We start from the raw sequence: 18,938 nt of genomic DNA on the forward strand, positions 1-18,938 counted from the left end.
GGCATCAACCCCGCCGAGGAGCTCTCGGGCCGCCTCGGGGTCCCCGTGCACGTCGACAACGACGCCAACCTCGGCGCGCTCGGCGAGCTGGTCTGGGGCGGCGGCCGGGGCGTCAAGGACCTGGCGTACATCAAGGTGGCCAGCGGCGTCGGCGCCGGCCTGGTCATAGACGGACGGGTCTACCGGGGCCCCGGCGGCACCGCGGGGGAGATCGGGCACATCACCCTGGACGAGTCCGGGCCGGTCTGCCGCTGCGGCAACCGGGGCTGCCTGGAGACCTTCACGGCCGCCCGCTACGTCCTGCCGCTGCTCCGGCCGAGCCACGGGCCCGACCTGACCATGGAGCGGGTCGTCCAGCTGGCCCGGGAGGGCGACCCCGGCTGCCGGCGGGTGATCGCGGACGTCGGACGGCACATCGGCAGCGGCATCGCCAACCTCTGCAACCTCCTCAACCCCAGCCGGGTGGTGCTCGGCGGCGACCTCGCCGAGGCCGGTGAGCTGGTCCTGGCGCCCATCAGGGACTCCGTCTCGCGGTACGCGATCCCCAGTGCCGCCCGGCAGCTCTCGCTGGCCCAGGGGGCCCTCGGAGGGCGCGCCGAGGTGCTCGGCGCCCTCGCCCTCGTCCTGAGCGAAATGGGCGATTCGACCCTGTTGGAGAGTGCGCTGCCGACCGCCGGTCCGGCCTCCCGGCTTGCCTTCACTTAGATAACGAACACCACCGTTGTCATCTCGTTAAGAATTTACTTCTTGACGGCAACGTTGCGGCCGAGTTGACTTCGTGCCACCTCGGCCGCAACGTCGCGGCCTCGTCAGGGAGGCAACCCCAAATGAACGCAGTGACGCGTCGCGCCGTCATAGCCACGGCCGCGGTGTCGATGGCCCTCTCGCTCGCAGCCTGTGGCCAGGCCGGCGGCGACGACAGCGGCGACAAGGGCAGCTCGACCAAGATCGGCCTGCTCCTTCCCGAGAACAAGACCTCGCGCTACGAGGCCCTGGACAAGCCGCAGTTCGAGAAGGCCGTCAAGGCCGCGTGCGGCGACTGCGAGGTCGTCTACAACAACGCCGTCTCCGACGTCGTCAAGCAGAAGCAGCAGTTCGACCAGTTCATCGCCGACGGCATCAAGGTCATCGCCCTCGACCCGGTGGACGCCACCAAGGCCGAGAGCTGGGTCAAGGACGCCAAGGCCAAGGGCGTCAAGGTCGTCGCGTACGACCGCGCCGTCAAGGGTGCCGACGCCTACGTCAGCCACGACAACAACAAGGTCGGCGAGCTCCAGGGCCAGGCCCTCCTCGCCGCGCTCGGCGCCAAGGCCGCCTCCGCCAACGTCGTGATGATCAACGGCGACGAGAAGGACCCGAACGCCGCGCTGTTCAAGAAGGGCGCCCACACCGCCCTCGACGGCAAGGTCGGCAAGATCGCCTACGAGGCCTCCGGCGAGTGGGACCCGAAGATCGCCGGCGAGAAGATGTCCGCCGCGATCTCCTCGGTCGGCAAGGCCAAGATCGGCGCCGTCTACTCCGCCAACGACGGCATGGCGGGCGGCATCGTCACCTCCCTGGAGAACGCCGGCATCAAGGGCATCCCGGTCGGCGGCCAGGACGCCGAGGTCGCGGGCGTCCAGCGCATCATCGCCGGCACCCAGACCTTCACCATCTACAAGTCGCCGCTCCAGCTGGCCCCCGAGGCCGCCAAGTTCGCGGTGAACCTGCTCCAGGGCAAGGACCTCGGCGCCCAGGGCGACACCGACGGCGTCCCGTCCACGCTCTTCCCGCCGGTCGTGGTCGACAAGACCAACATCCAGACCACGGTCGTCAAGGACGGCATCTACAAGGCCGCCGACCTCTGCACCGCGGACCTCGCCGCCAAGTGCGCCGAGCTGGGCGTCAAGTAACCCCCGCTCGTCCCCCGGCCGGGCCCTCGCGGGCCCGGCGCCACGGATCCCGGTCCGGCCGCGCGCGGCACCCCGGCCGTCCCCCGACCGGGACGGCGTCCGCCGCGCGGCCGACACCCGCGTACAGAGGGTGAAGAACCCCGTACGACGACCGGTGACGGACCCGGATCCGTTCCCCCGAGCCCGTCCGGTCCCCGGCCGACCCAGACCCCGCTGTCGGCCCGGGGACCGGACGCAGCCCACCCCCCTCTCGAACTTGTGTCGGCGCCGCACCCGCGGCGCGACGTGCCGCCGTCCGCGGGCGGCGAAGGAGTTGGTTCACGTGTCCCAGACGCCCGTGCTGGCGTTGCGCGGGATCTTCAAGCGATTCGGAGCGGTCCAGGTCCTCTCCGGTGTCGATCTCGAAGTCCACGCAGGTGAGGTCGTCGCGCTCGTCGGCGACAACGGAGCGGGAAAGTCCACGCTCGTCAAGACGATCGCCGGCGTGCACCCCATCGACGAGGGCGTCATCGAGTGGGAGGGCGAGCGGGTCGACATCTCCCGCCCGCAGGACTCCCAGAACCTCGGCGTCGCGACCGTCTACCAGGACCTCGCGCTCTGCGACAACCTCGACGTCGTCGCCAACCTGTTCCTCGGCCGCGAGATCAAGAAGGGCGGCGTCCTCGACGAGGTCGCCATGGAGAAGCGCGCGAAGGACCTGCTCTCCACCCTCTCCATCCGCATCCCCAGCGTCCGCATCCCCGTCGCCGCCCTCTCCGGCGGTCAGCGGCAGGTCGTGGCCATCGCCCGCGCCCTGGTCGGCGACCCGAAGATCGTGATCCTCGACGAGCCGACCGCCGCGCTCGGCGTCGAGCAGACCGCGCAGGTCCTCGACCTGGTCGAGCGGCTGCGCGAGCAGGGCCTCGGCGTCATCCTCATCAGCCACAACATGGCCGACGTCAAGGCCGTCGCGGACACCGTGGCCGTCCTCCGCCTGGGCCGCAACAACGGCACCTTCCCGGTCGCCACCACCACGCACGAAGAGATCATCGCCGCGATCACCGGTGCCACGGACAACGCCGTGACCCGCCGCCAGGCCCGCAACGCGGAGGTAGCGAAGTGAGCAAGACCCCTCCCACCGCGAGCGACCCGGCCGCCGTGCCCGAGCCCCGCACCCCCGACGCCGACGCGCCGGCCACCGAGGCCCCCGCCGCCGCGGCGGTCCCCGCCGTCGACCCCCGCCTCCTCGTCCGCGAGCAGGGCTTCAAGGGCTACGTCGACGAGTTCAAGCGCAAGATCCGCTCCGGCGAGATCGGCTCGCTCCCCGTCGTCGTCGGCCTCATCGTCATCGGCGTCGTCTTCCAGGCCCTCACCGGCAACTTCATCACCTCGTACAACCTCGACCAGATCACGCTGTACGCGGTCGGCCCCGGCATCATGGCCGTCGGCATCGTCTTCGTGCTGCTGCTCGGCGAGATCGACCTCGCCGTCGGCTCCGTGGCCGGCCTCGCCGGCTCCGTCTGGGGCGTCCTCGGCACCGACATGCCCGACGGCCTCGCCATCCTCCTCGGCATCCTGTCCGGCACCCTGATCGGCGCCTTCCACGGCATCGTGTTCGCCAAGATCGGCGTGCCCGCCTTCGTCGTCACCCTCGCCGGCTTCCTCGGCTGGGCCGGCCTCCAGACCTGGGTGATGGGCGAGCGCTCCACCATCTCCACCCCGATCGGCAGCTTCGTCAACGACCTCACGAAGTACTACTTCTCCGACGTCGCCGCCGCCTACGGCCTCGCCGCCGTCGTGATCGCCGCCTTCTACCTGGCCCAGTTCCGCGACGCGCACCGCCGCAGGGCCGCCGACCTGCCGCACCGCCCGCAGAGCGAGATCATCCTGCGCACCGTCGTCCTCGCGGTCCTGGTCCTCGTCGCCGCGTACGGCTTCAACCAGGAGCAGGGCCTGCCGCTCTCCCTGGTGATCTTCCTGGTGATCCTGCTCGTCACCGACTTCGTCCTGCGCCGCACCACCTACGGCCGCCAGGTCTTCGCGGTCGGCGGCGGCATCGAGGCCGCCCGCCGCGCCGGCATCAACGTCTCCTGGATCCGGATCTCGGTCTTCATGATCTCCGGCACCATGGGCGCGATCGGCGGCCTGTTCCTCGCCTCCGCGACCGGCGGCGCCGACCGCTCCCTCGGCGGCGGCAACCAGCTCATGATGTGCATCGCCGCGGCCGTCATCGGCGGCACGTCCCTGTTCGGCGGACGCGGCAAGGTCTGGTCGGCGCTCCTGGGCATCCTGGTCATCCAGTCGATCGTCCAGGGCCTCAACCAGATGAACCTGTCCTCGAACGCGATCCAGTACATGATCACCGGAGCGGTCCTGCTCATCGCCGTGATCATCGACTCCGTCTCCCGCAAGACCCAGAAGACGGCCGGACGCGCCTAGCGCGGACGCCACGCGCACGCGTAACGCTCGCCACACCTGCCCGGCGCCGTGAAACCGGCGCCGGGCACCGGTGCGTCCGGACCAGGGCACACGCCCGTACGGGGCCGTACAGATCATCGGACCGTAAGCCGTCGGAGTGACGCCTCACCCCCCGGCCCGCTGCCCGCGATCCAAGACGGAACATTAGACTCGACAGACCGGCAAGCTCGACCAGCTCAAACGCAAGGAGGAACGGGTGGCTCTGCTGACCCGTATCAGGGGACCGCGAGACCTGGACCGGCTCTCCCCGGAACAGCTGGACCAGCTGGCCGACGAGATCAGGACGTTCCTCGTGGACGCCGTCTCCAAGACCGGCGGGCACCTCGGACCCAACCTGGGCGTGGTCGAGCTGACCATCGCCCTGCACCGCGTCTTCGACTCCCCGAAGGACAGGGTCCTCTGGGACACCGGCCACCAGAGCTACGTCCACAAGCTCCTCACCGGCCGCCAGGACTTCTCCCGCCTCAAGATGAAGGGCGGCCTCTCCGGCTACCCCTCGCAGGCCGAGTCCGAGCACGACGTCATCGAGAACTCGCACGCCTCCACGGTCCTCGGCTGGGCCGACGGCCTGGCCAAGGCGAACGAGGTCCTGAAGAAGGACGACCACGTCGTGGCCGTCATCGGCGACGGCGCCCTCACCGGCGGCATGGCCTGGGAGGCGCTGAACAACATCGCCGCCGCCAAGGACCGCCCGCTGGTCGTCGTCGTCAACGACAACGAGCGCTCCTACGCGCCCACCATCGGCGGCCTCGCCACCCATCTGGCGACCCTGCGCACCACCGACGGCTACGAGCGCTTCCTCGCCCGCGGCAAGGACATCCTGGAGCGCACCCCGGTCGTCGGGAAGCCCCTCTACGAGACCCTGCACGGCGCCAAGAAGGGCCTCAAGGACTTCATCGCCCCCCAGGGCATGTTCGAGGACCTCGGCCTCAAGTACGTCGGCCCCATCGACGGCCACGACATCGAGGCCCTGGAGTCCGCCCTGACGCGCGCCAAGCGCTTCGGCGGCCCCGTCATCGTCCACTGCCTCACCGAGAAGGGCCGCGGCTACCAGCCCGCCCTCCAGGACGAGGCCGACCGCTTCCACGCCGTCGGGAAGATCCACCCCGACACCGGCCTGCCGATCGCCACCTCCGGCGCCGACTGGACCGGCGTCTTCGCCGACGAGATGGTCGCCCTCGGCGAGGAGCGCGCGGACATCGTCGCCATCACCGCGGCCATGCTCCAGCCCGTCGGCCTCGACAAGTTCGCCAAGGCCTTCCCCGAGCGGGTCTTCGACGTCGGCATCGCCGAGCAGCACGGCGCGGTCTCCGCGGCCGGCCTCGCCACCGGCGGCCTCCACCCCGTCTTCGCGGTGTACGCCACCTTCCTCAACCGCGCCTTCGACCAGGTCCTGATGGACGTGGCCCTGCACAAGTGCGGCGTCACCTTCGTCCTCGACCGGGCCGGCGTCACCGGCACCGACGGCGCCTCCCACAACGGCATGTGGGACATGTCGATCCTCCAGGTCGTCCCCGGCCTGCGGCTCGCCGCCCCGCGCGACGCCGACCAGGTCCGCGCCCAGCTGCGCGAGGCCGTCGAGGTCACCGACGCCCCCACCGTGGTCCGCTTCTCCAAGGGCGCGGTCGGCCCCGCCGTCCCCGCCCTGCGCCGCGTCGGCGGCATGGACGTGCTCCGCGAGCCGGGCACGGACAGGCCCGACGTCCTCCTGGTCTCCGTCGGTGCCCTGGCGCCGATGTGCCTGGAGATCGCCGACCTCCTCGACCGGCAGGGCATCTCCACCACCGTGGTCGACCCCCGCTGGGTCAAGCCCGTCGACGAGGCCCTCGCCCCGCTCGCCGCGCGCCACCGGGTCGTCGTCACCGTCGAGGACAACAGCCGCGTCGGCGGCGTCGGCTCGGCCGTCGCCCAGGCGCTCCGCGACGCCGGCGTGGACGTGCCGCTGCGCGACTTCGGCATCCCGCCGCGCTTCCTCGACCACGCCTCCCGCGCCGAGGTCCTGGCCGAGATCGGCCTGACCGCCCCGGACGTCGCCCGGCAGGTCACCGGTCTGGTCTCGCGCCTCGACGGCAGGTACGAGGACAGCGCCGGGGAGAGCGCGGAGAAGAGCGGCGCCAGGACCGCGGAGCCCGCCCGCGACTGACCCCGCGACGCCTCCGTACCACCTCCGCACCACCCTTTGGGCCGGTCGGCTCACCCTCCCGGGTGCCGACCGGCCCGTTCGCGTGCATTCTGGGCTCTGTCCGGGCAGACGTCATCACAGCCTCCGACCCGCGGGGGCACCGAGACCGACCGTCGGGCGGAGCGCGGAGGTACCACGGTGAGTACGGACCAGCAGCCACGGGCGAACTCCGGTGTGTTCCGGACCAAATCGGTCGAGCAGTCGATCCGGGACACGGAGGAGCCGGAGCACGCCCTCCGGAAGTCCCTGTCCGCCTGGGACCTGGCGGTCTTCGGCGTCGGCGTCATCATCGGCACCGGCATCTTCGTCCTCACCGGCAAGGTCGCCAAGGAGAACGCCGGCCCGGCGACGGCCCTCGCCTTCGTCGCCGCCGGCATCGTCTGCGCCCTCGCCGCCCTCTGCTACGCCGAGTTCGCCTCGACGGTGCCGGTGGCCGGATCGGCGTACACCTTCGCGTACGCCTCCATCGGCGAACTGCCCGCCTGGATCATCGGCTGGGACCTCGTCCTGGAGTTCGCCCTCGGCACGGCGGTGGTGGCCGTCGGCTGGTCCGGCTACGTCCGCTCGCTCATGGACAACATCGGCTGGCACCTGCCGGCCGCGCTGGAGGGCCCGGACGTCGCGGGCGGCACCTTCGACGTCCTGGCCTTCCTCCTCGTCCTCGCCATCACCGTCGTCCTCGTCCTGGGCATGAAGCTCTCCGCCCGGATCACCGCGCTCGTCGTGGCGATCAAGGTGACCGTGGTGATGATCGTGATCGTCGCCGGCCTGTTCTTCATCGTCGGCGACAACTACAAGCCCTTCATCCCGCCCGCCGTCACCCCCGAGGGCGGCGCGTCCGGCTGGGACTCCCCGCTGGTCCAGCTGATCTTCGGCTACGAGCCGACGAACTTCGGCGTCATGGGCATCTTCACCGCCGCCTCCGTCGTCTTCTTCGCCTTCATCGGCTTCGACGTGGTGGCCACCGCCGCCGAGGAGACCAAGCTGCCGCAGCGGGACATGCCCCGCGGCATCCTCGGCTCCCTCCTCGTCTGCACCGTGCTCTACATGGCCGTCTCACTCGTCGTCACCGGCATGCAGAACTACAAGGAGCTGTCCGTCAGCGCCCCGCTCGCCGACGCGTTCAAAGCCTCCGGCCACCCCTTCTACGCGGGCGTGATCAGCTTCGGCGCCGCCGTCGGCCTCACCACGGTCTGTCTGATCCTGCTCCTCGGCCAGACCCGCGTCTTCTTCGCGATGAGCCGCGACGGCCTGCTGCCGCGCTTCTTCTCCGTCACCCACCCCCGGTTCAAGACCCCGTACCGGCCGACCATCCTGCTCGGTGTGATCATCGCGATCGTCGCCGGCTTCACCAGCATCAACGAGCTGGCGACCCTGGTGAACATCGGCACCCTCTTCGCCTTCGTGATGGTCGCGGCCGGAGTCATCGTGCTCCGCCGCACCCGCCCCGACCTGCCGCGCGCCTTCCGCACCCCCTGGGTGCCCGTGCTGCCGGTCGTCTCCATCGCGGCCTCGTTCTGGCTGATGCTCAACCTGCCGGGCGAGACCTGGTTCCGGTTCGCCGTCTGGATGGCGATCGGCATCGTCGTGTACTTCCTGTACGGCCGGAGTCACAGCCGGTTGGGCCGGGCGGGCCGGGAAGCCCGGTACTGAGGGGCCGCCGGGAGCGGTACAGCGGGCGGGGGGAAGGGTGCCCGGAGGGGCCGCTACAGTCGGCTCGTACCCGACCCGCACCCCCCGATACCGGAGCGCTGCACCCCTCATGGCGAATCGATCCGAGGCCTCCGCCGCCCACCCCCACGGCTCCTCCACCGCCCCCGGCCCGCGGGGCTCCTGGCTGGCCCGGGGGAGGGAGGGCAGATTCAGCCTCTACCTGCCCCGGGACGGCGAGGTGGTGCGCTGGACGGAGGGCGTCGACGGCGGCTGGAGCGGGCCCGTGTCGCTCGGCGGCGGCACGCTGCTGCCCGGCCTCTCGGTGGGCCAGGGCGCCGACGGATACGTCCACCTCGTCGGCGTCCGGCCCGTGGCGGACGGCGAGCCGGACCACGTCGAGCTGGTGCACACCACCCAGTACCAGACGGGCCGCCCGGCCGTGGAGTGGCGCTCGATCACCCACCCCAACGGCGCCTCCTACCGGTGGACCGGCACCCCCTCCGTGGCCGTGGACGGCATCGGGCGCGCGTACGTCTTCTGCCGCAACGGCGGCGGCGGCGTCAGCGTGCGGGCCCAGAAGGACGCGGGCGGCTGGCACCCGTGGTGGGACCTCCTCGGCTCCAGGACCGACTCCCTGCCGGTGGCCGTCACCAACGGCTCCGGCCTCGTCGAGCTGTACTCCTCGCACGCCGCGGGACTCGTCCGCTACGTGCAGCGCGAGTCCGGGGCGAAGCCGATCCGCGAGGAGCTCCTCCCCGCCTCCGTCAGCATGGGCACCCTGGCGGCCGTGCGGGGTCCCTCCGGGCACGTCACGGCCTTCTACGTGGACGAGGAGAGGAGGGTGTGCGCCTGGTCGCCCGAGCGGTCCCTGAAGCCCACGCCCCTCGCCGACGCGGTCGGCACCGGCCCGCTGACCGCCGCCCGCTGTCTCGTCGACGGCGCCGACCACACGCTGATCGCCCAGTGCGACGCCTCGGGGCGGACGGCGTTCGCCGCCTACCCGGCGGAGTGGGAGGTGGCGGGGCTGCGCTGGTCCCCGTCCGGCCCCGCCGTCCAGGCCGCCCCGGTCCTGACGAACGACGCCTCCGGCGGTGTCGTCGCCGCGGCGGTCGCGGCCGGTGAACCGGTGGTGGCGCGCCAGGAGAGCGGGCCGGGCTTCGCCCTGGGGGCGTGGACGCGGATCTGATCCCGGACGCGCCGGTGCCCCGGACCCCCCACGGGGCCCGGGGCACCGGCGTACCCGCGCGCGGTCAGCCGCCCGTGGCGGGGGACTTCCTCGCGGACTCGGGGATCTCGGTGTCCTCGCGGACCGCCTTCCACAGCCGGGAGGCGTTCGGCTCGGCGGCGACGACGCGGTTCGGGTCCTTCTTGTCGTAGGCGACCGGCAGCATGATCGTCTCCATGTTCTGCGGGTCGACCCCGTTCAGGCTCCGGCCGAACTCGCTGAGCGCGGTCAGGGAGGCCAGCGCGGAGTCGGTGGTGAGCGCCTTGGTCGCCGAGTCGGCGATCTTGTAGCTCTTGGCGGGGCTGCCCAGGAGGTCCTGCTTCTTGACCTCGGAGAGGAGGGCGGTCAGGAACTGCTGCTGGAGGCTGATCCGGCCGAGGTCGCTGCCGTCGCCGACGCCGTGGCGGGTGCGGACGAAGGCGAGGGACCGGGTGCCGTCGAGCCGCTGCGGGCCGGCGGCGAGGTGGAGGCCGCTCCGCTCGTCGTCGATCGGCTGCTTCACGTCCACGGTGACCCCGCCGATGGTGTCGACCAGGTCCTTGAAGCCGGCGAAGTCGATCTCCAGGAAGTGGTCGAGCCGGACCCCGGACATCGACTCCACGGTCTTGACCACGCAGGCCGGGCCGAACTGGGCGTAGACGGAGTTGAACATGACCCGCTCGGCCGGGGGCGCGGACGAACCGTCGCCGCGGACGCACTCGGGCCGGGTGACCAGGGTGTCGCGCGGGATGCTCACGGCGACGGCCTCGGTCCGCCCCTCGGGCACGTGCACGACGAGCGTGGTGTCCGAGCGGCCCCCGCCGGCGTCGCCGCCGGCCAGGTCGCCGTTGGCGCCCGCCCGCGAGTCGGAACCCAGGACGAGCAGGTTCTGCCCGCTGGTGGGCAGCTTCTCCGGGCGGTCGTCGCCGAGCGCCCTGTCGATGTCGACGCCCTTGATGTTGCCGTCGAGGCTGTCGTACATCCAGTACAGGCCGCCGCCCGCGGCCAGGACCAGGACCAGGAGCGTCAGCAGGACGGTCCGCAGCGGACGGCGCCTCTTGGGAGCGCTTCCGCGCCGCCTGCCGCGGGGCTCCGGGGGCGGCGCGGAAGCGGTGCCGGCCGGGGTGTGGAGGTCGGTCATGAGCGATCGGGTCTCTTCCGTCGGAAACGAAGTGAATAGGATGACGTTCTTGTGCTGTCGGGGGCCGCGGGCCGGTGCCCGCTCGTGACCGCGCGGTGGAGCGTGGAACGGGCCCCGTCGCGTACGGAGAGGCGTGGGGACGGACGATGGTCGTGATCCGTGGCAGGAACAGGGGCAGGGGCGCGCGGGCCGGTGCGGCCGCGCACCGGGCCCCCTCCGCCGGAGGGACCCCGCCGGCCCCGGCCCCGGCCGGCCGCTGGCTGTTCACCGGCGGTGACGGCCGGCTGACCGCGTACGCGACCTCCGCCGCCGGGCCCGTCCGCTGGACCGAGACCGCGCACGGGACCTTCGACGGCCCGTACACGACGGAGGCGCCGGGCTGGGCCGGGCCGCTGTCCCTGGCGAGCAGCCGCGAGGGGTACGTGTACTTCGCGGGCCTGCGCGTCCCCGAGGACGGCGGCCTCCCGAGCGTCGTCGTCAGCACCCAGTACCAGACCGGCCGCCCGCTGGCCGACTGGTACGACCTCGGGGTGCCCCGCCCGTCCGGGGAGGAGGGCGCCGTCGCCGACGCGGTCGCCGCGGGGCCGGTCGTGGTGGTGAACCAGGTGTCCGGCTCCGTCCACGTCCTGGTGTCCCTGCCGCGCACCGGCATCCTCCGGCGCAGCCGCACCGGGGAGGGCCGCTGGGGCCGCTGGAAGCGCGTCACCGACCGCCCGTACGCCGGGGAGTTCACGGCGGCCATGCCCACCGGCGGCCCGCTCGAGGTCCTCGCCGTGGGCCACGAGGGCTCGGTGGACCGCTGGGCGGGGGCCGGGGGCGGCGGGTTCGAACTGCGGGATCGTTTCGGCACGCCCGTGGTCGACGGCACCCCGACCGCCCTGGAGACCGGCCGCAAGCGCGCCACGTACATCTGGCGCCACCCCGGCGACGACTCGCTCGTCGCCTGGCGCGCCGGGGACGGCGGGTCCGGCCGGCTGCTGCCGCTCGGCGGCGCCGGGGGCCGGGGCCGTCCGGGCGTGACGCGCGCCCCCGTCGGCGGTCACGACTGCACGGTGCTGGCCCAGACCGGCGCCCACGGCGCCGTCGAGGTCGCCGCCCACGTGACCGGGAACGAGGAGTACGGCACCTGGTGGGCGCCCGTCGGCGACCCCGGGACGCCGCTCGTCGCCCCCCAGCCGGGGGTGGACGGCGCGGGCCGTGTGGTCGTCGCCGCGCTCGACGGGACCGGGGCCCTGGTGCTGACCCGCCAGGACCTCACCCAGGACGGCCTCGCGTTCGGACCGTGGAACCGAGAGGGCACGCATGCGCCGTCAGCGGCCGGACGGCACGGGTAGCCGCTCCGCTATTTCGAGGGAGAGGTCGCCCTCCGGGGTGTAGAACGGGGTCGCCGCCAGCTCGTGGCCGGGCGTCGTCGGGGAGGGCGCGAAGACCACCGGCGCCCGGCTGACGACGTCGACGTCCTCGGAGCGCCGGCGGCCGAGCCGGACCTCCCGGGTGACGCCCTCGAAGCTCACCGACAGATGGACGTCCCAGACCCCGGGGGCCAGGGGCCGGCCGTCGGACATCTGCCGCAGGTTGATCCGCGCGGAGAACCGGCCCATCGCCCGGGTCTTGCCCTTGCTGTTCACCAGGGTCTCGTCCCGCCGCGCGGTCACCGAGAAGCGCTCCTCCGCGCCCGTCGGCCGGTGCCGCAGCACGACCTTCGTGGCCCGCTCCCGCGTGCTGAGCTGCTCGAAGAAGGCGTGGCCGTCGAGCAGCAGCAGGGAGCCGTTCCACCGCGCCCCGGTGAGCTGCTGGTTCACCGTCATCCTGTCGGTGATGTCGAAGAGTTCGTCGGGCAGCCCCACCGACGGATCGCGGAAGTACGGCAGCAGGGTGTACACCCGGCCGTTCTCGACCGTCTTCTTCGGCGCCGGACGGGACGTGTCCGCCTCGTACGCCGCCATGCGCTCGGCCTCGGCGTGGTGACCGGCCGCGATCAGCGCGTACCGGACGGCCAGCGGCCTCGGCAGCAGCGCGAGCGCGCTCCCGGGGACGGCGCCCCGCAGCAGCTCGGCGGCCGCCCACAGGGCGTGCTCCCGGTCGGCGGGCCGCTCCGTGGCGAGCAGCGTCCGGCCGGTCGCCTCGCCCAGGTCCGTCTCCAGGTGCCGCGAGACCAGCAGGTCCCGGCGCGGTCCGGCGGGCAGCATCGAGTTCAGCAGGCCCACCATCCGGCCGGCCAGCGCGATCCGCTGCGCCGGGGACGCCGCCCCGGCCGCCGGCGGCCCCTTGACCACGCACGGCTCGTCGGCGACCACCGCGACGGAGTCGGCGCGGACGTACGCGGCGGCGGTGAACACCTGGTCCTCGCCGAAGGGCGCGTCCAGGGGGAATTCGAGGCCGCAGCGGCGCACCATGCTCGTCCGGAACAGCTTCTCCGGCGTCAGGGACCAGTACACGCGCGAGCCGTAGAGGTCCACCGAGCCCTGGGACCTGCGGAACATCGAGGTCGCGACGGGGTGGGAGCCGGAGCTCTCCAGGCGGCCCAGCACCACGTCCGCCTCGTTGTCGTCGGCCGAGGCCACCATCAGCTCCAGCGCCCGGGGCGCGAGCCGGTCGGCGCCGGTCAGGAACAGCAGGTAGCGTCCGGTGGCCTGGCCCATGGCCCAGTTGCGGGCCTCGGCGGTGGACGCGCCCCGATGGAACCGGGCGGCCCGCAGCAGTCCGGGCCGCTCCTGCTCGGCCCGGGCCAGCAGGGAGCCGCCGCCGTCCGCGGAGCCGTCGTCGACGGCGACGACCTCGATGCGCTCGGCACCGAGGGTCTGGCCGAACAGCGAGTCCAGGCACGCCGGCAGGGTGTCCGCCTGGTCCCGGACGTGCAGGACGACGGTGACGTCGCGCAGGTCGCCGGGGCGCACGGGTGAGGGGTGGGTCATGCCGGTACCTGTCCGTTCCGAGAAGGTCGGGCGGCCTCGGGCCACGGCATCGCGCCGGTCAGCTCCGGCCACTGCCAGCTCCGGAACTCGGTGGTGAGCCGCTGCCGCTCGGGGAAGACCCCGGCGCGCCCCTCCAGGCCGCCCACGTGGACGTTGACGGGAGCGGTGACCTTCTCGCCCTCCGGTCCCGTGACGGTGTACTCGAACCGGTCGTAGCCGGTGAAGCCCTGGTACGGGAGGTAGGTCAGCGTCCCGTCCGGGTCGAACCGCGCGGTGCCGTGCCGGGGCTGCGTCACCCCGGCCGGCGCGCTGCCGGGCGGGACCGCCGCCAGCGCGTCGGCCGACCCCGGGACACCGGGGCCGGTGACGATCCGCAGCCCGGGGGCGAACAGGGTGTGGATGAGCAGCGACCGGTCGCGCAGCGACGCGGTCCGCACCTTCTTGCCGGACTCCCGCCCCGGCACGGCCACGGCGATCTGCGGACGCAGCCGGGGCTCGTTCTTCCGGGGCCGCTTCACCCGCACGGACAGGAACCCGACGCCGTTCGCGCCGGGTTCGGCCCGCACCCGGTACCAGCGCTGCCGGGGGAAGTACTCCATCTGCTGGAACGCGAGGACCTCCGCCGCGTCGGCGAAGTACTTCTCCTGGAGGTAGGCGTAGCCGAACGGGGCGTTCTCCACGGCCACGGACAGCGCGAGCTGCACGACGTCACCCGGGGCGACGCCGCTGAAGGGCGGGACGGAGCAGTAGAGCGCGGCGTGCGCCACGCCGGGCAGGTCGTCTTCGGTGCCGACGGCCTTGCCGCTGCACAGCAGGTGGTTCATGGGCCGGCCTCACAGATCGCGGACGGGAGCGACACGGGACGTGGTGCGGTGCTGGAACGTGGCGTCGTCGAGCCAGCCCAGTTCGTCGTAGGAGAAGGTCCGCCGGTCGAGGTCCTTCACCCAGTGCGCGGGGATCAGCTGCTGCGTCACCAGCGCCCTGGCCACGAACCGGGCCACCTCCACGGCGCCCTCGGCCCGCAGGTGGACGTTGTCGGCGTCCTGCACGACCGGCAGGAGCGGTTCGCCGGGGCGCAGGTAGGTGAAGACGTGCTTGGTCTCCTCGGGGCCGAGCTCCTCCCACCACCGCAGGCTCTGGCCGTACACGTCGAGGAGCGGGACGAACTCCTCCTGTGCCAGCTGCCGCATGGCCAGCGGGTAGTCGCCGAGGAACCGGCTCACGTTGCCGTGCCGGTCGATCCGGCGCCGCTCGAACGGCATCATCAGGACGGGGTGCCCCTGACGCTCCCGGGCCCCCGTGACGTACGCCCGCAGGTGCTCGATGAAGTCCTCGAACGGCTCGGTGTGCAGACCGGGGTCGGGCTTCCAGTCGATCTGCCCGAAGGCCATGACCAGGTAGTCGCCGGGGGCCATGGCGTCGAGGATCCACTGGAGGCGTCCCCGCTCCCGGAAGCTCTTCGTGCTCGCCCGCCCCCGGGAGCAGTTGACGACCTCCACCTCGTCGGTGAGGAACAGGCCGAGGGCCTGCCCCCATCCGGCCATGGGCAGATGGCTCACGGGCCGGGTGACCGTTCCGGAGCCGCCGGACAGGAAGATCCTGGTCCGGTGGCCCGTTCGTCCGTCGTCGTACGTCATGTCCTGCGTTCCCTCCCGTGTCCCGCCCCGAGGCGGCGGCCCGGAGCTCAGAGCTCCTGGGTCTCCTGTCGGCTGAGCACCGACGCGATCGCCTGGTCGAAGCCCGACTTCGCGGAGGCCGGGTTCTGCTGCCGCACGTCGATGACGTGGCCCGTCATCCCGGACAGCAGCACGTCGAGGGCGCTGCGCGCGACGGTCTCCGAGGAGAGCAGGGTGCCCTCGGGCTCCTGGCCGAAGGCCGCGGTGCGCATGGGGGTGGCCGTCCGCTCGGGGTTCACGCAGTTGACCCGGACGCCGTCCTCCGCCCACTCCTCGGCGAGCGCCTGGGTCAGGTTGACCACCGCCGCCTTGGTGGAGGAGTAGAGGCTGTACTCGGAGCGGCCGCGGGTGTAGCTGCTGGAGGTGAACAGCAGCAGCTGGCCGTGCGTCTCCGCCAGGTACTTGTACGAGGAGCGGGCGATGTTCACCGGGGCGACGTAGTTGACCTCGGTCGCCTCGCGGATGGCGTCGCCGTCGGTGTCGGCCAGGCGGCCGGTGCGCAGCACGCCCGCCGTGTTGATCACGTAGTCGATCCGGCCGGTCTCGGCGTACGCCGTCGCCAGCGCCGCCTCGATGTGCTCCGGGTTCTCCACGTGGGTGCCCGTGGTGGACCGGCCCAGGGCGTACACCGTCGCGCCGTGGCCCTCGGCGAGCCGGGCGATGTCCGCGCCGATGCCGTACGAGCCGCCGAAGACCAGCACGGTGCGGCCGGTCAGCGCCTCGCGGTAGGACTCCTCGCCGGCCGGCGCGGGAGCCGTCGACGAGGCCAGCTGGAACAGCTTGTCGGCGATGAAGACGTCGACGGGCTGGGTGACCTTCATGTTGTACTCGTCGCCCATGACCACGTGGACGGGGACGTCCGGCAGGTACTTGATGACGACCGAGCAGTCGTCGGTGGCCTCGAACGACGGGTCCGCCAGGGCCCGCTCGTAGGCCCGCCGGATGGTCGACAGGTGGAAGCCCTGCGGCGTCTGGCCGCGGCGCAGGCGCGAGCGGTCCGGCACCTCGGTGATGAACTCGCCGTCGATGCCGTGGGTCCGGGTCACGATGATGGTGTCCGCGGACGGGATGGCGACGTCCACCGCCTGGTAGCGCTCCAGCGACTCCACGCACTCCTTCACCACGCGCTGCGAGAGCAGCGGGCGCACGGCGTCGTGGAACAGCAGGCTGACGTCCTCGCCCTCGGCGAGCCCCTCGGAGACGTGCCGGATGGCGATGCTGGTGGTCTCGCTGCGGGTCGAGCCGCCCGGCAGCACCCGGGAGACCTTCTCGAACCCCGCCGCGGCGACGATCCGCTCGGCCTCTGCCGTGTGGTCGGCGGTCATGAGGACGATGATCTCGTCCACCGAGGGGGAGTTCTCGAATATGCACAGCGTGTGCTCGAGGATCGACTTGCCCGCGATCTTCAGGAGCTGCTTGGGGATGGCGAGTCCGACGCGCTGACCGGTGCCGCCGGCGAGGACGACGGCGACGGTACGGCGGCGGGGGGAGGGGGTGGTCACAGCTCCGGTCTCCAAGGTGAGGGTGGTGCCGAAAGGCGACGTGCGGAAGGGGGGAGCCCGGCGCGGACTAGGCGTCGACCTGGGCGTGGTCGGGGTGCTCGATCGGGAAGTCCCGCAGACCGCGCGCGTAGAGGTCGTTCGCCGCGTCGTTGAAGCGGACGACGGACGGCGGGTGGTCCGGGCCGAGCAGGTACTCCTTGAGCTGCTCCCGGTGCGGCGCCATGCCGTCGCGCTCCGGGTTCAGCGTCGCGTCCAGCGCCTCGTCGAGCCCGTTGCACTCCGGGTCGAGCAGGTAGGAGGCGTAGGCGGTCCGCTGTTCGTCGCGGAACTGCTGATCCGGCAGGCCTTCGAGGTTGAAGATCGCGTAGGGCTTGCGGGTCGCGACGAAGTCCGACACCACGCTGGACATGTCACCGATGAGCAGGTCCGAGTGGTTGAAGCAGTCGTTGAGCGCCGGGATCCGGTCCAGGACCACGTGGTGGGCCTCGTCGGGCACGGCGCTCCAGTAGAGCTCCCCGGCCTGGTCGCGGTTGCGCCGGATGCGGTCGGTCCGCTCGGCCTCGCCGAGGTCGGGGAACGGGGAGCGGACGCCGCGCTCGGACAGGTCGGCGATGCGCCTGTCGATCCGCTCCAGCTTGCGCGCGGCGGCCTTCGAGTCGGTCATCTGCCGGCCGAGGCGCCGGACGTTGTCCTCCTGGAGGAGGGCGATGATGCGGCGGTGCGCCGCGGCGGCGGCGGCGGACCGGGTGCCGGTGAGGGGGTGCGGCTTGTAGATGACGCGCAGTCGGCTCTCGTGCGCGAGCAGCCTCTCGACCAGCTTCTCGCCGGCCGGGATCACCGAGGTGTAGCAGGCGTCGTCGGTCCAGCCCTCCCAGGTCGGCGCGTAGACGACGGTGGGGATCCGCTGGGCCGGGCGGCCGGTCCAGCGGTGCAGGGACATCAGCTGCGGGCGGCCGACCTCGACGATCTGGTCGGGGCGCACGGCGTGCTTGATGCGCTCGTAGCGGTCGCGGCCGGCGCGGCCAGCCACCCATATCTCGTCGAAGACCTTGCTCACGCGGTTGCTGCTGGCGGCCTTGTCGCTGTCGCCGTGGCCGATGAAGACGTGCTTGACGTCGTGGCGCTGGAGCATGTGCACGTTCTTGCCGGCGTTGCCGGGGTAGAGCGTGACGCGCAGCTCCGGCATCTCGACCCGGGCCAGGTACTCGGCCTTCGGCACGCAGACGACGGGGACGGGGGTGGCGTCCAGGTAACGCAGGGTGGCTCGTTCGCGCAGCACGATGACGGGGCGCAGGTCCAGCGACTCCAGCGACTCCAGCCACATGTTCACCTGGTACATGAAGTCCCGGGAGACGGCGGCGAAGGTGAAGTAGAGGGCGACCTGCGGACGGTAGCGGGCGAGCTCCTCGTTCAGCTCGTCGACGGCCTCGTCGGCGGAGGGCAGGATCAGGGCGTTGCGGACGCCCGGCAGCAGGACCAGGACGGCCAGGTAGGCGACCGACACCGAGAGGATGCCGCCGTAGGTCACGTACCGCCAGTTGTCGGTCGCCATCGTGCCGAGGGCGCCCGCGAACAGCGGGACGTCCAGGTGCAGCGTCTTGCGGACGTACTTGTCCATGAGGAAGGGGTGCGGCATGCGTCGGATCCCCAGCCCCTCCATGTCCAGCCCGCGGGTGGTGTACGGGAGCTCCTGGCGCTTCTTGCGGACGTGCTTGAGCAGCGCGCCGTACACCAGCTGGAGGGCGAACAGCATGAGCAGCCCGACCGCGGTCATCTGCACCACGAAGGAGTCGATGTTCCCCATCGCGCCGCAGAGTCCGAGCAGCAGGAACTGGCGGATGATGAAGCGGATCGTGAGGCCGAAGCGGGAGTCGCGCAGCCGGTCCAGGGCCGTGGACCGGGCGCTGTGCAGCAGCAGGTCGGCGAGGTAGCTGGCGGCGGCCGAGGCGGCGAAGACCGTCAGGGACGGGAGGACGACCGCGATCATCATGCCGAAGAAGCTCAGGACGAGGACGGCCGTGATCAGGAAGCCCAGAAGGGCTTGGCTCTTCTGCTTGTTCATGGCCGTACCGGCCCCTCCCTGCCCTGAGCGCGGTGCGTCTCATTGCGCGTTGAGACTGCGCCATGGGTGGGGGCGTACCAGTCGACTTGTGAAGATGCTGTAAGCGTCCGCAAATCATAGGGCCGATGTGAACGGAAAACGCACAGGAACGGTCGGAGAGGTGAACCTGGCGGCAAAGGTCATAGAATGGTTATCAAAATCTTCCGCAAGCGTGTCCTCACCGCCTACAACCGCTCACCCGAAGCGCCGGAGTC

General features: G+C 72.0%; 14 protein-coding genes. 8 read left to right on the top strand and 6 right to left on the bottom strand.

Translation table 11 applies throughout. From position 1 onward, the window contains the following. The 7 genes from ACFY7E_RS28030 to ACFY7E_RS28060 all read left to right on the top strand — a co-directional run. On the top strand, window positions 1–705 hold a 705-nt coding region (locus tag ACFY7E_RS28030; protein ID WP_389489593.1), incomplete at its 5' end, for an ROK family protein. A 122-nt stretch (window positions 706–827) separates the two neighbouring features. Continuing rightward, the gene (locus ACFY7E_RS28035) at window positions 828–1,892 is read left to right on the top strand and encodes a sugar ABC transporter substrate-binding protein (protein WP_389489596.1); all 1,065 of its coding nucleotides are present in this window, start codon (window positions 828–830) and stop codon (window positions 1,890–1,892) included. Between the two features lie 322 nt (window positions 1,893–2,214). Beyond that, window positions 2,215–2,994, top strand: coding sequence for an ATP-binding cassette domain-containing protein (locus ACFY7E_RS28040; protein ID WP_356547418.1), 780 nt, complete (start codon window positions 2,215–2,217; stop codon window positions 2,992–2,994). Continuing rightward, window positions 2,991–4,310, top strand: coding sequence for a sugar ABC transporter permease (locus ACFY7E_RS28045; RefSeq protein ID WP_389489600.1), 1,320 nt, complete (start codon window positions 2,991–2,993; stop codon window positions 4,308–4,310). The genes ACFY7E_RS28040 and ACFY7E_RS28045 overlap by 4 nt, the downstream gene beginning before the upstream one ends. Before the next feature lie 235 nt (window positions 4,311–4,545). Next, complete coding sequence (gene dxs / locus ACFY7E_RS28050; protein WP_383441322.1) at window positions 4,546–6,492, top strand: 1-deoxy-D-xylulose-5-phosphate synthase; 1,947 nt, start codon at window positions 4,546–4,548, stop codon at window positions 6,490–6,492. A 177-nt stretch (window positions 6,493–6,669) separates the two neighbouring features. Next, window positions 6,670–8,184 carry an amino acid permease gene (locus tag ACFY7E_RS28055; RefSeq protein WP_389489603.1) on the top strand — a complete coding sequence of 505 codons (1,515 nt, stop codon included), beginning with the start codon at window positions 6,670–6,672 and terminating at the stop codon, window positions 8,182–8,184. Window positions 8,185–8,293: 109 nt separating this feature from the next. Beyond that, window positions 8,294–9,370, top strand: a complete 1,077-nt coding sequence (locus ACFY7E_RS28060; RefSeq protein ID WP_389489606.1) for a hypothetical protein — start codon at window positions 8,294–8,296, stop codon at window positions 9,368–9,370. A gap of 64 nt (window positions 9,371–9,434) precedes the next feature. Here ACFY7E_RS28060 and ACFY7E_RS28065 read toward each other — a convergent pair whose 3' ends face one another. After that, window positions 9,435–10,529 (bottom strand): LCP family protein, encoded by a 1,095-nt coding sequence (locus tag ACFY7E_RS28065; RefSeq protein WP_389489608.1) that lies wholly within the window; start codon window positions 10,527–10,529, stop codon window positions 9,435–9,437. A gap of 146 nt (window positions 10,530–10,675) precedes the next feature. Between ACFY7E_RS28065 and ACFY7E_RS28070 the strand changes: the two genes are divergently transcribed. Beyond that, complete coding sequence (locus tag ACFY7E_RS28070; protein WP_389489611.1) at window positions 10,676–11,863, top strand: hypothetical protein; 1,188 nt, start codon at window positions 10,676–10,678, stop codon at window positions 11,861–11,863. On the opposite strand, the gene ACFY7E_RS28075 is transcribed toward ACFY7E_RS28070, so the two are convergent. From ACFY7E_RS28075 to ACFY7E_RS28095, 5 genes are all read right to left on the bottom strand, one after another. Next, on the bottom strand, window positions 11,840–13,444 hold the full coding sequence (locus ACFY7E_RS28075) for a glycosyltransferase (protein ID WP_389489614.1): 1,605 nt from the start codon (window positions 13,442–13,444) through the stop codon (window positions 11,840–11,842). The genes ACFY7E_RS28070 and ACFY7E_RS28075 overlap by 24 nt on opposite strands. Continuing rightward, window positions 13,441–14,268, bottom strand: coding sequence for an Ig-like domain-containing protein (locus ACFY7E_RS28080; protein ID WP_389489617.1), 828 nt, complete (start codon window positions 14,266–14,268; stop codon window positions 13,441–13,443). Before ACFY7E_RS28080 ends, ACFY7E_RS28075 begins: the two co-directional genes overlap by 4 nt. Window positions 14,269–14,277: 9 nt before the next feature. Further along, complete coding sequence (locus ACFY7E_RS28085) at window positions 14,278–15,081, bottom strand: rhamnogalacturonan acetylesterase (RefSeq protein ID WP_389489620.1); 804 nt, start codon at window positions 15,079–15,081, stop codon at window positions 14,278–14,280. 47 nt (window positions 15,082–15,128) lie between these two features. After that, window positions 15,129–16,622, bottom strand: a complete 1,494-nt coding sequence (locus tag ACFY7E_RS28090; protein ID WP_389489623.1) for an SDR family NAD(P)-dependent oxidoreductase — start codon at window positions 16,620–16,622, stop codon at window positions 15,129–15,131. A 67-nt stretch (window positions 16,623–16,689) separates the two neighbouring features. Continuing rightward, entirely contained in the window at window positions 16,690–18,684 is a 1,995-nt protein-coding gene (locus ACFY7E_RS28095) for a hypothetical protein (protein WP_389489626.1), read from the bottom strand. Window positions 18,685–18,938 lie beyond the last annotated feature (254 nt).

The organism is Streptomyces sp. NPDC012825 (genome assembly GCF_042900925.1).
Classification (GTDB): Bacteria; Actinomycetota; Actinomycetes; order Streptomycetales; family Streptomycetaceae; genus Streptomyces.

Bases quoted from the DNA above. Each gene is read 5' to 3' on its own strand.
- ACFY7E_RS28035 (WP_389489596.1), top strand. From the start codon at position 828: ATGAACGCAGTGACGCGTCGCGCCGTCATAGCCACGGCCGCGGTGTCG.
- ACFY7E_RS28060 (WP_389489606.1), top strand. From the start codon at position 8,294: ATGGCGAATCGATCCGAGGCCTCCGCCGCCCACCCCCACGGCTCCTCC.
- ACFY7E_RS28065 (WP_389489608.1), bottom strand. From the start codon at position 10,529: ATGACCGACCTCCACACCCCGGCCGGCACCGCTTCCGCGCCGCCCCCG.
- ACFY7E_RS28070 (WP_389489611.1), top strand. From the start codon at position 10,676: ATGGTCGTGATCCGTGGCAGGAACAGGGGCAGGGGCGCGCGGGCCGGT.
- ACFY7E_RS28075 (WP_389489614.1), bottom strand. From the start codon at position 13,444: ATGACCCACCCCTCACCCGTGCGCCCCGGCGACCTGCGCGACGTCACC.
- ACFY7E_RS28080 (WP_389489617.1), bottom strand. From the start codon at position 14,268: ATGAACCACCTGCTGTGCAGCGGCAAGGCCGTCGGCACCGAAGACGAC.
- ACFY7E_RS28085 (WP_389489620.1), bottom strand. From the start codon at position 15,081: ATGACGTACGACGACGGACGAACGGGCCACCGGACCAGGATCTTCCTG.
- ACFY7E_RS28095 (WP_389489626.1), bottom strand. From the start codon at position 18,684: ATGAACAAGCAGAAGAGCCAAGCCCTTCTGGGCTTCCTGATCACGGCC.